This window comes from Terriglobia bacterium (genome assembly GCA_020072565.1).
Taxonomy (GTDB): Bacteria; Acidobacteriota; UBA6911; order UBA6911; family UBA6911; genus JAFNAG01.
The window spans coordinates 1-14,209 of record JAIQGI010000023.1; the positions used below are offsets into that span (position 1 = coordinate 1).

Below are 14,209 nucleotides of genomic sequence, written 5' to 3' on the forward strand. Positions count from 1 at the left end.
TCCAAATCACGTGATACTTGATGTCGTAGACCGCGTGCGCGCTGTGCCTGTATTCGACCATGCCCCCATTCTATTATATTTGAGCTGAAAGCTGACCGCCTGAAAGGCGGTGGGCTTAGACCTGGCGGACTGAGCTAAACCGCGAAGACGGCAGGAGAGCCTGTTTTGTTGGTTGTTTTGGTGTCTTTGCCGTCATTTTTTCTGCACAATGCCCGGGGTGGGGTGGGATTATTTGGCTTAAGCACTGCCGCGCCAGGCAGTTCGAAGCTAGTTTTTCGCGAGGGGTCATGAACGAGAGGGATCGCTTCCGGCGTTTGCTCTGCGGAGAAACAGTGGATCGGCCTCCGCTGCTGGAAGAAGGGGTACGTGACGAGGTATTGGAGTTGTGGCGCGACCAAGGCATGCCTGCGGGCCGAACACACCTGGAAGTCTTTGGATTGACACCTCATGAAAACGTGGGGCCGGACCTGACTTTTCATCCGAACTACTTCGGCCGGATCATGAGCCTTTCCGTTCAGGATTACCGCCGCGCCTTCCATATCTCGCGTAAGCGATTTCCTGAGGATTGGACCGAAACTGTGCGGCGACTCGAAAATCGCGACCACATAGTCTGCGTCTGGGCATATCGGGGCTTCTTCCAGGCGTTGGGGGTGGAGGACTGGCCGACGCTCAAACAGGTTCTGCACGCTGTGATCAAGAATCCGGCCGGAGTGCGGGACCGGATGGAAATGTACGGCGACTTCTGCGCGCGCATGCTGGATATGGCCCTGCGCGGGATCGACCCGGAGTTCATTTACTTGAGCGAGCCGATCTCGGACAACAAGGGACCGCTGATTTCGCCTGCCATGTTTGAAGAGTTCGTGATGCCTGCCTTAGCAAGGATAATCGCTGTTGCCAGAGAGCACCGATGCGAGCACTTCCTCGCCAGCACCTACGGGAACACATCCAGACTGTTTCCCTCTATGCTCGAAGCCGGTGTCACCATGCTGTGGATTTCAGAGGCAGCCGAGATTCCAGAGCTTGACTACCGCAACCTCCGGCATCAATTCGGCCCGCGCCTCGGGCTGATCGGCGGCATCCCACTGAGCATTCTCCGGTCTGCCGCTTCTGAACCAATGAAAGATCGTTTGCGTGAAATCGTCATTCCTTTGATGCAATCCGGCCGCTACATCCCTCTTGCCGGCGGACGGATCCGCGAAGATATCCCCTGGGCAGTTTATCAATCCTATCGCGAGTGTCTGGCCGAATGTATGCAGTGCGGCATGGATAAGGAGCGTGGATCGGCCGCCGAGACGCGAAGAGGCCAAGAAGCCGACAAAGCATAGATTTTTTGGCATCTTCGCGTATTGGCGGCTCGGCTTTTACGATGTATGCTGGGCGCACTTGGCATCGGTGCCTGTAGACGCAAACCTGAATTACGGTAGGAGGTGTGATGCAATTTGCCCCGGAAGCCACCGAAACCAACGCCCTCCCTGAAAACGCCTACACCCCGCTGAAAGCAGGCGCGGTTTACGAACCCATGGTCCCGGCGAAGGCTCTGCTCCACGAAATAACCTGGCGCTCCGCCGGATGGGGAGTCTTCTTCTGTGTAGTCTTTACCGTTGCCTCCGCGTATTCCGGCCTCAAAGTGGGACAGGTCATGGAGGCCGCCATTCCCATCTCCATCCTGGCCATCGGGCTTGCCCGTGTGTACCGGCGCCGCTCAAGCGTGCTGGAGAACGTGATCGTGACCGGAATCGGCGGTGTTTCCGGCAGCGTCGTGGCGGGTGCGATCTTTACGCTCCCGGCGCTCTACATCCTCAAGCTGGATCCCCATCCGGTGCAGACGATCTTCATCTGCCTCGCCGGCGGCTGCCTGGGTGTGCTTTTCCTGATCCCTCTCCGGCGCTACTTCGTTCGCGAAATGCACGGGCAGTTTCCCTATCCGGAAGCCACGGCCATCACCGAGGTGCTCGTCACCGGCGAAAAAGGCGGCTCACAGGCGCGCCTGCTGCTCGAAGCCACCGCCATTTCCGCCGTTTATGATTTTTTTGTGACCACGTTCCAGGTCTGGAAAGAGTATGTGAATTTTCAGTTCATCGGTACGGTGCGCACCCTGGCCGAGCGCGCCAAGATGGTCTTCAGCTTCGACGCCATCAGCTTTATTCTCGGGCTCGGTTATGTCATGGGGCTGCGCTCCTCGATGGTGCTTTGTGCCGGGGGCGTATTGGCCAATTTTGTCCTGGTGCCCCTGATATGGATGATCGGCCGGGAATTCCCGGAGATCGCCGTCTATCCGGCAACCACCCCGATCGCCCAGATGACGGCGACTCAGATTTTCCGCGGCTATGTCCGGTTCGTCGGCGTGGGGGCGATTGCCACGGCAGGCATATTCGGCATCATCAAGTCTCTGAAAGTCGTCGCTGGTTCGTTTGCCATCGCGGTGCGCGCCTTTCGCCGCGGCGAGGAGAGAGCGCTGCAGAGAACGGACCGGGACATCACGGTCATGACCATTCTCATCGGGATTGTTCTGAGCGCACTCGCCGAAGCCGTTTTCCTGGGCAACCTCGGCACTTCGATTCCGATCGTCGTCGCCGGCCTGATCCTGTCTCTGGTCTTTTCTTTCTTTTTTGCATCGGTGGCTGCCAATGCCATTGCCACGACCGCCAGGAATCCGGTTTCCGGCATGACCATGCTGACGATCATCATCTCGTCGGTGGTCCTTTTGAAGTTCGGGCTCTCCGGCGCCACCGGCATGTTTTTTGTAATGGCGATTGCGGGCATGGTCTGCACGGCGCTGTCCGTGTCGGGCCAGACGATTACAGACCTCAAAACCGGCTACTGGCTCGGGTCAACACCTGCGGCGCAGGAGAAGGTGAAGTTCCTCGGCGTCATCGCCGCCTCGGTTGCCGCGGGCCTGACCATCGTTCTGCTGGCACGGGCCTATCAGTTTGGCGAGGCGGCAACCGGTGACGCTCGTGCGGTGCTGGCATCGCCCCAGGCTTCCATCATGAAAGCACTCGTGGAGGGATTCATGAGCCGCCAGCCTGTGGCCTACCTCCTGTTCGGCGCGGGCGCCATGACGGCGCTCCTGATGGAAATGCTGGGCGCGCCCGCCCTCGTGTTTGCTCTCGGAATGTACCTGCCGCTCGAGTTGAATACCCCGGCCCTCGTAGGAGGTTTTCTTGCGCACTGGGTCGGAAAGAGATCCGAGAGGATCGGTGGTCGTCGTGGTTCCACCATCCGCGAGCGGGGCGTGATCATCGCTTCGGGCCTCATGGCCGGAGGCGCCCTCGGAGGCGTTTTCGGTGCCGCCTTCCGCCTCTTCCCCTGGTACGCGGAGGATAAGATCAAGACACCGTTCTACGACAATGAGATCTGGTCGCAGTGCATTTCGGCGCTTCTGTTTGTCGGTCTGTGCCTCTACCTGTGGTTCAATTCAATGCGCCGCATGAAGGAAGAATAGGAACCTATAAAGAGATTGAAGACACCTCAACTCTCCGCGGTCTCAGCGAACTCTGCGTTGAGGTTTTTCGACAGCCCTGTGCAATTACTGCTGATTGCCGGACTGAATCGGATCCAGGCGGACCGTTACCGTACCGACGCTGGTCTTCCCGTTCACGGTCAGTTTTACCGCGTATGTTCCCGGCTCCGCCATGGGCGACCCGGCGCCTACAAAACCACCGAAACCGCCGCCGAAGCCTCCGCCCCGGCCCCCTCCTCCCAAGAGCGGGCCGACACTGCGCTGAACCTCCATTACCTTTCTGTAGTTCGTCCCGAACTTGTCAAGTCGCGTCAGGGATCTCATCAGCAGATCTCTTTGTTCCGGTGTCAGGTCTTTCCTCTGGCTGGCCGCCTCCAGTTGTTTCCGGAGAGGGCCCGCAATTTGCTGCACTGACGTCTGGGATGGATCGAAGCGGAAATCCCAGGCAATGCGGGTAATCCCAGGCCCTTCCTCATCCAGGATATATGTCGTCTTGCGTTGCCCTGAGATATCGGTGATCTCAACGGTGGCTGGGCTTTCCGGCTTGTTTTTCAAATAAAAGTGAACCAGGGCACCCTGAGGCGGATTCTCACCTCTGAAGAACAGATCCCCGCGGCCATAGCCTCCCCGTCGGATGGTGAGCCAGCGCGTGCCGGAGCGCTTGTTGTCAAAGAGATAGGAATCGGAATCGGCGACCTTGTCCATTTGCTCGAGGGCGGAGATGTCATCCATGACCCAGATGCCACGTCCGTGGGTCGCGGCAATCAAGTCATTGTCCCTCGGGTGGATCAGGAGGTCATGAAACGCGACGGTGGGCATGTTCAGGGAGAGATTGGTCCAGGTCTTGCCGCCGTCGATCGAGAAAAAGACGGCGAACTCGGTGCCGAGGAAAAGCAGGTTCTTATTCTTCGGGTCCTCACGGATTACGTAAACCGGGCCGTGGTCGGGCAGGTTCCCGGCAATGTTTGTCCAGGTTTTGCCGTAGTCGGCCGTTTTGAAAACATAGGGTTTGAAATCGTCGCTGCGGTGGCCATCGAAGGTCAGATAGCAGGTTCCTTCATTGAAATGAGAGGATTCGACGCTGCTTACCCAAAGGCCTTTGGGGACACCCGTAACGTTATCCCGCACATTGGACCAAGTGGCCCCGCTGGTGCGCGTCAGCTGGACGTTGCCGTCATCGGTGCCCACCCAGATGAGCCCCGGTGTGAGCGGAGATTCAGAGACAGTGATGATCGTGCAATGCGTTTCAGCGCCGGTAGTTTCCGAAGTCAATCCTCCATTCGGCCTGCCGTATTTTTCGGAATCATTGGTGGTCAGATCGGGGCTGACAATCTGCCAGTGATCCCCCCTGTCATAGGACCGGAAAAGATGATTTCCGCCGATATAGATCGTCCGGGGATTATGTGGGGAAATCAGAATCGGCGTGCTCCAGTTGAAACGAAGAGGCGATCCGCCCCTCCCGCCCCGGCCGCCCTGCACTTGCGCGGGAGCTCCTGCCGGGTAGTAGTCATTATAGTTTACGATGTTGTTCGTTCCTCTCGGGCTGATGCCTCGCGATTCGCGTGTTTCCACGTTGGTTCTCTGGGCGCTTCCGCCCTGGCTTTCGCCGTAGACCGTACGCCAATCGATCGGGTCGTTTTGAGTATGAAACCCATCGCCGCCGCCGATGTTGAACCAGAAATCGCTCAGAATCACCCCTTCCCGGGACATGGATGGCCCGCCCCAGGTGCCGTTGTCCTGCAGTCCGCCATAGACATAGTAAGGATCCCTCATGTCGGCGCTGACGGCGTAAAACTGACCCAGGCAGAGATTGTCATAAAACACCCAGGTCTTGCCGTGATCATAGGTCAGTGCCGCACCTCCATCCTGCCCCACATAGAAACGGTTCTTGTTCGTCGGATCAAACCACATGGTGTGGAAATCAGGATGCAGGCCTTCTATGGGTTTGAATGTTTTGCCTTTGTCTTCGGAATAAGAAAGGCTCGTGGCCGCCACATAGACAAGCTTGTCGTCCAATGGATTGAGGTAAATATGGCTGTAATAAAACGGGCGGCTGTTCATCCGGTTCATGAACACCCAGGATTCACCACCGTCCTCGGAGCGGTAGATTCCGGAGCCGAGCTTGGTCATGTCGGCATAGTCGGGATTGTCTTGCGCCTGACCATCCTGGGAACGAGTCCGGGGCGGCTGGAAACTGTGTTCCAAAATGATTTCCAGCACCTTGGAATTAGCACGGGCAATGGCGATACCGATCCTTCCGATATCACCCGTGGGGAGGCCCTTGGTGAGTTTTTTCCAGGTCTTTCCCCCATCGATGGTCTTGAAGATGCCCCCGTTCGGCCCGCCGGAATCGAACCTCCAGGGCTGGCGCAACCTCTGCCAGTGAGCGACATAAAGAACGTTAGGATTGGAGGAATCCATGGCCAGGTCTATCGCACCCGTCTTGCCATCGTCGGGCAGACCGCCGGTCAGTTTCTGCCAGGTCTTGCCGCCGTCGAGGGTCTTGAACAGACCGCGTTCCCCCGTATACCCCCAGAGGTGACCGACAGCCGCCACATAAACAACATTCGGATCCGTGGGATGAGTGACGATCCGTCCGATGGTTTGCGTGGTTTCCAGCCCCATGCGGGTAAACGTCTTGCCGCCATCAGTGGACTTGTACACGCCGTCTCCCCAGGCGACGCTGTTCCTGGGGCATTCCTCGCCGGTGCCAACCCAGATGATGTTCGGATCTTTCTGAAAAAAGGCGGTGTCGCCGATCGATGCCGAGCCATACCTGTCGAAAATCGGCTCCCAGGTCGTGCCGGCATTGGTCGACTTCCAGACCCCGCCGGAGGCCCCAGCCAGCAGAACCGTGGCAAAATCATTGTCCAACGCCTTGATATCTGAAATGCGACCCTGCATGTTGGACGGCCCGATGTTGCGCCACTTGAAGCCATTAGTCAGATTCTGGTCTTGGATTTGGCCGCCTACGGAACCTGACAGGACGACCACAATGACCGTGGCCAACATGATCGGGACAATATTCCTGCCGTTGATCTTCATCGATAGTCTCCATCCAAAGATTATGAGGTCGATGCCCCGTTTGCCGGGCGGTGGAGCAACTGGAGATTCTTGCAGGGGCTGCCATCCTCACCTGGAGCGAGAATCGCCGGAACGTCCACGATCTTCGCCGGCAACCGGATCAGGCGCCATTATTGAAAGGGTCGTTGCGGCAATTCAATCAAAAAATGGCACGCCGCATGAAAACTGCCTCGGGCCTTAACAGCTTGACGCAGGCTATTTGAGAATGAGCCGTCACCAGACCGTCCAAAACAAGCCTCCGAAAATCAGGATGGCGACAAGTGCCACACCGGTTTCCAGCCCATCACGCCAGAGGATCGTCCGACGGATCTTCTCCAGCCGCATCCTTACCGTGGTGTGCGCACGGGTACTTTCTTCCCGACGACGAGCCTGTCGAGGCTTTCTTTTCCGTCGTCAGTGGGATCGTACTTGTGGGCGATTTCGCTGGTATCGAGATGAAGTGGTGGCGGGCTTCACCCGTCCCCGCCAGTTTCGGCGAAGATAGCGGTCGAGTCGCGAGCAGTGCTCCCCGACGTGCTCCTGCGCTTTCTGTTGTCACCCGGGCATCCAGCAGAGCCGGGCCCCGGGAGCTATGGGGCGGTCTTCTTTGCTTCAAGGCGTGTGATGTCTCCTCCCTCCCGTTTGCTCTGCCACACTGCCCAGCCGATGGCGGCAGCGCAGACCAATATGACAACGAGACCGATGAGGCGATGGACGAAGGGATTCCCTGCCGGTGAAGCATGGGGTACCGATACGTTGTAAGCCAGGATGAGTCCCAATGCCAGCAGGCTGACCATATTCATCACTTTGATCAGCGGGTTGATGGCGGGCCCGGCGGTGTCTTTCAGGGGATCACCGACGGTGTCACCGGTCACGGCTGCTTTGTGCGCATCCGAGCCTTTGCCGCCGTAAATCCCATCCTCAATCATCTTTTTCGCATTATCCCAGGCTCCGCCGGCATCTGCCATGAACACCGCGAGCAGTTGTCCCACGAGAATCATGCCGCCCAGGAACCCGCCAAGCGCATACGGGCCAAGCAGGAAGCCCACCAGGATTGGGGTGAGAATTGCCAGCAGACCCGGACCGATGAGTTCCTTCTGCGCCGTGTTGGTGCAGATATTGACGACACGGCCATAGTCGGGTTTCTTGGTGCCCGCCCAGATTGCAGCGTCACGGAACTGCTCCCGGCACTCCTTGACGATGTAATAGGCTGCCCGGCCCACGGCCCGGATCAGCATGCTGCTGAACAGAAACGGCACCGCGCCGCCAATCAGGAACCCGATAAAGACCATTGGCTCTGCAACCGTAAGCTTGCCGGCTACAGCGAAATACTGGTCGACGCGCATCTGGCTGATCTTATCTTCGCTGCCGACGGCGATCACCGCGATGAAACTGGCGAAAAGCGACACAGCGGCAATGACCGCCGAGCCGATCGCGATTCCCTTGGTCTCCGCCTTGGTGGTGTTGCCGACAGCATCAAGGTCGGCAAGAATCTGCCGCGCGCGCTTGTAGCTGCCGGGGCTGCGGCGGTCCATCTCCTGGGCGTCGTACCCCATTTCTCCGATGCCGTTGGCGTTATCCGCGACGGGGCCGAACACATCCATCGAAATGGTGTTGCCGGTGAGGGTCAGCATCCCGATGCCGGCCATCGCAACTCCATAGGCGACGAAGAGAGGAGGGGTGCCGACATAGCAGAGCACCGAAAGCAGGATGGCGCCCGCGATGACGAGGATCATCGCCACTGTGGCCTCATAACCGACGGCAAAACCCTGAATGATGTTGGTGGCGTGCCCGGTCTGGCACGACTTGGCAAGACTCTTGACGGGGGCATGAGTCGTGTGTGTGTAGTAGCTCGTCACCTTGTTGAGGACGATCGCAAGAAAAACGCCGATGAGGCACGTCAATGCCGGACGCAAATCTAGGCCTGCGATGCCGAGATTCGCAAAATAACGGAGCTGCAAGGGGTCGCCGTTTGGAAATCCCGCCTTGGCCATCGGGTTCATCGCCAGATAACTGCTGTCGAAGTGAAGATACATGAAACCGAGGCCGCAGAATCCGAGCACACTGATCATGGAACCGATCCAGAACCCCCGGTGCACGCTGCGGAGAGCAGTGTCGGAGGTATCGTGCGGACCTGCTTTTACCGTATAGGTGCTGATGATGGAGCCGAGGACGCCGATACCGCGCACGAGCAACGGGAAAATGACTCCTTTGTGCCCGAAGCTCGCCATGCCCAGGATCATGGCGGCGACGATCGTCACCTCATAGCTCTCGAAAATGTCCGCGGCCATACCGGCACAATCGCCGACATTGTCACCCACGTTGTCCGCAATGGTCGCGGCATTGCGCGGGTCGTCTTCGGGAATGTCCTTCTCAATCTTCCCCACGAGATCCGCTCCGACATCGGCGGCTTTGGTGTAGATGCCGCCGCCGACGCGCATGAACAATGCGAGCAGGGTTCCGCCGAAGCCGAAGCCGAGGAGCGCTTCGTATGCTTTGTCACCGAAGATCAAGAATATCGTTGTGCCGCCGAGCAATCCCAACCCGTCGGTCAGCATGCCGGTGATCGTTCCCGTGCGGTAGCCCAGCTGCATTGCTTCGCCGTAGCTGCGTGTGGCGGCAGCGGCGACACGCAGGTTTCCGGTTGTCGCCAGTCGCATCCCGACAAACCCCACCGTCCAACTGAACAGGGCACCGACGAGAAACGCGCAGGCTCTTCCCCACCGGAAAGCATTTTCAGCGCCGGGATAGGTAATGAAAAGCAGGATGGTCAAAAGGATGATCAATGGACCGATACGGCGAAACTGGGCCGCAAGATAGGCATTCGCTCCTTCGCGCACCGCAGCGGTAATCTCCTGCATCTTCGGCGTGCCGCGATCCGCGCGCGTGACCTGTTTGACGAGAAGCACCGCATAGAGCAACCCGGAAATCGCAATCGCCAGAACCGTCATCAAACACGCGATTTCCATCGGGGAGTACTTTGGATCGGTGAAGAGGGAAAATGGAATGAACCGTTTCACCTCATCTGGCGCTGAAGCCGAGGTCTGGGCCGAAACCGACCGCCAGACGTAGGCGGCGGCGAAAATAACCATCATCGCCAGGAGATAGCTTCTCCGAAGCCGCGACTGTGGGAGAAAGAGCTGTTTCAGACTTTTCATAGGAATTTTCAGACTCCAGTGCTGTGGATAGAAGCTTGCGCTCTCATTGAGCGATGATGTGTCCCACGCCCACGTAACGCCCCAATAACTTCGGTTCCAACCGTGATCCTCTGAGAGATTCGGACCGGTAACAGAGCAAATAAGATTGTGCGTCCTGAATAATCTGATCAGTCCGGCAGCCTCGGGATTTCCGGCCGCCGGCAGTCAGTATCGGTTTGAAGTTACCCATTCCCATAAATATCTGTGATTACCGGGTATCAAGACCACCCTATCGGCATCTCCACATCAAAAAAATGCTTCATTTTATGAAAAGGTCAAGGCCCTTGTCAATCCGACCTTATTGCAGCCTGCGATTTGGACGGTGAGAAAAAGCAAGCCACGAATGACCCGAAGAAGACGAATGGGGTCCGGGCAAGCGCATCCGCCGTCGCTGCGGAGTCGCATGTCGAGGCACGTTCGCGATGCGTTGACGAATTTGACCTTGCGGTGAGCGGCCTGAAGGGCGGTTACGGAGGCCTATGCGGAAGATTTGCCTGGTCGGGGAGGGGATCTGAGGAATAAGGCGGCTTTAGTCGACGCGGAACGCCCTCAAGGATTTGCGGAGTTTCGACTCGTGGGTTTCCAGAATGGACAATACTTCCCGGGGATCGCATCCAGATTGTGAAGCGATTTCCTCTACGCTCTTTCCCGCATAATGAACCTGCATAAAGATGCGCCTGGGGAGGTCAGCCCACGAGCGGATTTCTTCCATAATAGCCTCATACAAAAGGTAGCGCGTGTTGCCAAGACTCAATGCGTTGGCTGCCATATCGTCCCCCGATCCTGCCGGTCTTTCATCCTGCCTCCACACATTAGACGTAAGATGTCGGAAAAAAGTTGTCTGCCTCTGCTGCGAAAATAGACAAATCGGTATCGGAACCGGTTTCGGGATCGGGATCGGTCCCGATACCGACGCTCACCAACCGGATAACATGAGCTTTTTATTCGTCACAGGGTGCGCCCCGGCGCGTACGGGACTGGTCCCTAACAAGCAAATAGAGTCGACCATTTCCGGGCGCAGGATACTGGCAGATGCCGCCAGCTCCAAACCCGAATCCAGCAATCAGCATAAAACTGTTCTTGACAACAGTGAAATCATTATGATATCGTTTCAATATCATAGGAGGCTTTTCCATGATGCGGGAAAAGGAAATCAAGGGCATTAACGGTTTCTTGATGTTGTTGGTACTGCTGGTTGTACTGGCGCTTTCGATTGTGATGCTTGTGAGTGGGATACGGAATCTGGATACCCTCTCGATCATCCTGTCGCTTGCGGTGCTGGTAGCGACGGTCGTTTGCCTGTTCGGGTTGACGGCGGTAAATCCCAACGAGGCGAAGGTGGTCCAACTCTTTGGGAGATACAAGGGCTCGCTCAAACAGCAGGGCTTCTTGTGGGTAAATCCGCTCACCAACCGCCGCAAGGTGTCTTTGCGGGTGCGCAATTTCGAGAGCACCAAGCTGAAGGTAAACGATCATGACGGCAATCCGATCGAGATAGCGGCGGTTGTCGTCTGGCGTGTTGTGGAAACTGCAGAAGCGGTTTTTGAAGTAGACGACTATGAGCATTTTGTGCACGTGCAGAGCGAGGCGGCGGTACGCATCCTGGCCACATCGTATCCATACGATGCTCACCAGGACGGGCAGATTTCGTTGCGGATGTCAGTGGCGGAAATCTCCCACAAGCTCCGCGATGAAATCCACGAGCGCCTGGCAAAAGCCGGCGTGGAGGTGATCGAGGCGCGCATCAGTCATCTGGCCTATGCACCTGAGATCGCCAGTGCGATGCTGCGGCGGCAACAGGCGAGTGCGATCATCGCAGCGCGCCAGAAGATCGTCGAGGGCGCCGTGGGAATGGTCGAGATGGCGCTGGACCAGTTAAGTGCGAAGCAGGTCGTGCAGCTCGACGAGGAGCGGAAGGCAGCGATGGTGAGCAACCTGCTTGTTGTCCTGTGCAGCGATCGTGATGCGCAACCGGTTGTCAACACCGGCACGCTGTATCAATAGAGTCGGGAGTGGTTCTCCGGCTGGAAACAACATGGCACCACGAAAGACATTCCTGCTCCGGCTCGATCCGGCGACGCACGAAGCCTTGCAGCGCTGGGCCGATGCCGAGATGCGCAGCCTGAATGCGCAGATCGAGTTCCTGCTGCGCATTGCCCTTCGGCAGGCGGGACGATTGCGGCCGGAGATAGCAGTCCCGCCCGGCGGAGACGAACCGGAACGGCTTCACGGCCCTAAGGGGTAGGCGATATGAAATCTCAGATCCTGCTCATGCAGCCGCAGCACAACTGGACTCCTCCGAACGGGCTCGACCATGCGCGGCCGCGCGCGGTCGTGCTGACCGCCGGGGGCAAGGTGGTGCTGGTGCTTGCGGTCCTCCTTTTGGCAGGAGGCATCACGGCAGGTGTTGCCCTCGGCATTGCTGCAAGCCGGGGTGCGCAGGAAGCTCGCCTGCTGCAGCGGGAAGGGCAAATCGCCGATGGTGTGGTCACCAGGGTTTGGCGCGCAGGCGATGAGGACAGGCAACCTTGGATTTCGTACCGCTTTGACTTCCGGGGGCGGTACTATAACCGGAATGTCGAAGTCCCGCTTGGGATCTGGAAAGAGTTGCGGGCCGGCTCCCCTATCCGGATTCGGTTTGCTCCATCACGCCCCGATCTAAATCATCCTGCGAGACTGGGCCTGGAGCGGATACCGCCCGCGGTCCCGTTCTTGGTGGCTTGCTCGTTGATGATATCGAGCCCGCTCCTCCTGCTCCTAATCCGGCGCCAACGGCGTCTGCTGGCCGAAGGCCGGCCGGCGCCGGGTATTGTCACCAGACATGGCGAGATGCAGCGTGGATCACACGGGGAAAAGCGCGGCGTGAAGTACCACTACGAATTCAGCCTGCTGAGCGGGGCCATCGCCCGCGGATCCGCCGGGCCGGTGAAAATTCCACCCGCGGTCGGCAGCAGGATCACGGTCCTGTATGATCCGGAAAATCCACGCCGGAGCGTGCCGTACCCGTTCCCATCGCCTCTGGTCAAATTGATGCACTAACGCGCTATCATATAACCATGGAAAATAAACTGGTTGAAGCTTTGCGTGCGGGGAAGCTGGCGGCCGTAAGGGCAGCAATCAAGGAAAAAGTGGCGACAAGCAGGGCCGCACGCCGATCGGGATCGCCCGGAAATCAGAGCGGGAACAACTGGTCGACATGATGCTGGCATGAGAGATCGATATCTCGAGTTGCGCATACTTCGCCCCACCCTGCAAGCGCATATCCACCCATGACCGCGTATTCGATTTGAGCCACGACCGGGCCAGACTCCCTTAATCCCGCACGAAGTGCGGCACTTCCGCGGGGAGCTCAATGGAAAGCTCCACCACGCCGGAAAACTTCCCGCCGCGCTGCCACGGGATCTGGCAGATCATCTTTTTCACCCCCGCCTTTTCAATGGTGTAAACGCTGGCCTTCGGGTGCTGCAGCAATTGCTGCAGTTTGGTGCGAGAGGGCTCGGGGTGGCAGTCCAGCGCACTCTTTCCGACCAGCTTCATCCCACCGTCCGCGGCAAAGGTCGCAGCCGACTTATCGTTCATTTCCAGGATGACGCCTTTGGCATCCAGAACCGTAATCGCAACGGGGAACTCTTTCACCCAAGGATGGTTCGTCATTACTTGGCCTATCGGGAGGGCTCCCCGGGGTCGCCCCCGAGGCACCTCCAAAATAAAAAATTGATGTCTTCAAGAAATCCGCGGTAATTCTTGCTGTGCCCGGGCATAGTCCTCAGGCACGCCAATGTCGATGAAATAGCCGTCGTGGACAAATCCCGCGATGGTGATTTCATCGGCCATCTTTTCGAGAAAATCGGTCTCAAGGGAGAACTCTTCCGGAAATACAAAGCGCTCAATCCCCTGCCGATTCAGCAGATAGACGCCACCGTTTATCAACCCTGCGGCGGTTTTTTTCTTCTCCCGGAACCCTGTGATCCGGCCGTCGTCGAGAGCCACCGTGCCGTAGCGCTCGAAGTTCCGCAGCGGCTTGAGAGCCAAGGTGAGGTCAGCGCGCATGGACCGATGAAACTCATAGAAGCGTGGGAGATCGACGTCAAAAAATGTGTCTCCGTTAAACACGAACACGTCATTCCGGGAAGTCATCTTCAGAGCTTTCCACACTGCTCCGCCTGTCCCCAACGGGCGGTCTTCCACGCAATAGCGAATCGCCATCGTGCCCCGGCGTTCGCCGAAATGCTCTTTGATGAGCTCATGCAGGTGACCGGTTGCCAGGATCGTCCTGGCAACCCCGTTCTGCGCCATCCGGTCCAGGAGAATTTCCAGGAAAGGGCGGCCGCCCACATCCACCATGACCTTGGGCCGGTCCGACGCCACGGAACGGATCCTGGTTCCCAATCCTCCCGCAAGAACAATCGCTTCAAACTCCGGCATGCCGGCCAATTAGCTCCATGTCTGTCAGAATCTGCAAAAAGCAGTCATAAGTCACAAGCAA

Annotated in this window: 9 protein-coding genes and 1 pseudogene; 5 read left to right on the forward strand and 5 right to left on the reverse strand. The window is 57.9% G+C overall.

Annotated elements, in window-relative coordinates:
• The first annotated feature begins 287 nt into the window (after positions 1–287).
• Both LAP85_15760 and LAP85_15765 read left to right on the forward strand, forming a co-directional pair.
• Positions 288–1,325 (forward strand): hypothetical protein, encoded by a 1,038-nt coding sequence (locus tag LAP85_15760; protein ID MBZ5497860.1) that lies wholly within the window; start codon positions 288–290, stop codon positions 1,323–1,325.
• Between the two features lie 107 nt (positions 1,326–1,432).
• Positions 1,433–3,445, forward strand: a complete 2,013-nt coding sequence (locus LAP85_15765; protein ID MBZ5497861.1) for an oligopeptide transporter, OPT family — start codon at positions 1,433–1,435, stop codon at positions 3,443–3,445.
• A gap of 84 nt (positions 3,446–3,529) precedes the next feature.
• On the opposite strand, the gene LAP85_15770 is transcribed toward LAP85_15765, so the two are convergent.
• The 3 genes from LAP85_15770 to LAP85_15780 form a co-directional block, all read right to left on the reverse strand.
• Positions 3,530–6,508 carry a hypothetical protein gene (locus LAP85_15770; protein ID MBZ5497862.1) on the reverse strand — a complete coding sequence of 993 codons (2,979 nt, stop codon included), beginning with the start codon at positions 6,506–6,508 and terminating at the stop codon, positions 3,530–3,532.
• Positions 6,509–7,116: 608 nt separating this feature from the next.
• Positions 7,117–9,621: a sodium-translocating pyrophosphatase gene (locus tag LAP85_15775; protein ID MBZ5497863.1), complete on the reverse strand. Its 2,505-nt coding sequence runs from the start codon at positions 9,619–9,621 to the stop codon at positions 7,117–7,119.
• A gap of 631 nt (positions 9,622–10,252) precedes the next feature.
• Positions 10,253–10,492, reverse strand: coding sequence for a hypothetical protein (locus LAP85_15780; protein MBZ5497864.1), 240 nt, complete (start codon positions 10,490–10,492; stop codon positions 10,253–10,255).
• A gap of 368 nt (positions 10,493–10,860) precedes the next feature.
• Between LAP85_15780 and LAP85_15785 the strand changes: the two genes are divergently transcribed.
• The 3 genes and pseudogenes from LAP85_15785 (at position 10,861) to LAP85_15795 (ending at position 12,762) form a co-directional block, all read left to right on the forward strand.
• Positions 10,861–11,727, forward strand: coding sequence for an SPFH domain-containing protein (locus LAP85_15785; GenBank protein MBZ5497865.1), 867 nt, complete (start codon positions 10,861–10,863; stop codon positions 11,725–11,727).
• A 31-nt stretch (positions 11,728–11,758) separates the two neighbouring features.
• Positions 11,759–11,902 (forward strand): annotated as a pseudogene (locus LAP85_15790) (toxin-antitoxin system HicB family antitoxin).
• A 71-nt stretch (positions 11,903–11,973) separates the two neighbouring features.
• Positions 11,974–12,762 (forward strand): DUF3592 domain-containing protein, encoded by a 789-nt coding sequence (locus tag LAP85_15795; protein MBZ5497866.1) that lies wholly within the window; start codon positions 11,974–11,976, stop codon positions 12,760–12,762.
• 273 nt (positions 12,763–13,035) lie between these two features.
• Here the strand turns inward: LAP85_15795 and LAP85_15800 are convergent, their stop codons facing one another.
• Positions 13,036–13,377, reverse strand: coding sequence for a PAS domain-containing protein (locus LAP85_15800; GenBank protein MBZ5497867.1), 342 nt, complete (start codon positions 13,375–13,377; stop codon positions 13,036–13,038).
• Between the two features lie 69 nt (positions 13,378–13,446).
• Positions 13,447–14,148: a nucleotidyltransferase family protein gene (locus LAP85_15805; protein ID MBZ5497868.1), complete on the reverse strand. Its 702-nt coding sequence runs from the start codon at positions 14,146–14,148 to the stop codon at positions 13,447–13,449.
• Between the last annotated feature and the right edge of the window lie 61 nt (positions 14,149–14,209).

Excerpts from the sequence above, each read along its gene's own strand:
- LAP85_15760 (MBZ5497860.1), top strand. The coding sequence starts at position 288 with ATGAACGAGAGGGATCGCTTCCGGCGTTTGCTCTGCGGAGAAACAGTG.
- LAP85_15765 (MBZ5497861.1), top strand. The coding sequence starts at position 1,433 with ATGCAATTTGCCCCGGAAGCCACCGAAACCAACGCCCTCCCTGAAAAC.
- LAP85_15770 (MBZ5497862.1), bottom strand. The coding sequence starts at position 6,508 with ATGAAGATCAACGGCAGGAATATTGTCCCGATCATGTTGGCCACGGTC.
- LAP85_15775 (MBZ5497863.1), bottom strand. The coding sequence starts at position 9,621 with ATGATGGTTATTTTCGCCGCCGCCTACGTCTGGCGGTCGGTTTCGGCC.
- LAP85_15780 (MBZ5497864.1), bottom strand. The coding sequence starts at position 10,492 with ATGGCAGCCAACGCATTGAGTCTTGGCAACACGCGCTACCTTTTGTAT.
- LAP85_15785 (MBZ5497865.1), top strand. The coding sequence starts at position 10,861 with ATGCGGGAAAAGGAAATCAAGGGCATTAACGGTTTCTTGATGTTGTTG.
- LAP85_15795 (MBZ5497866.1), top strand. The coding sequence starts at position 11,974 with ATGAAATCTCAGATCCTGCTCATGCAGCCGCAGCACAACTGGACTCCT.
- LAP85_15800 (MBZ5497867.1), bottom strand. The coding sequence starts at position 13,377 with ATGACGAACCATCCTTGGGTGAAAGAGTTCCCCGTTGCGATTACGGTT.
- LAP85_15805 (MBZ5497868.1), bottom strand. The coding sequence starts at position 14,148 with ATGCCGGAGTTTGAAGCGATTGTTCTTGCGGGAGGATTGGGAACCAGG.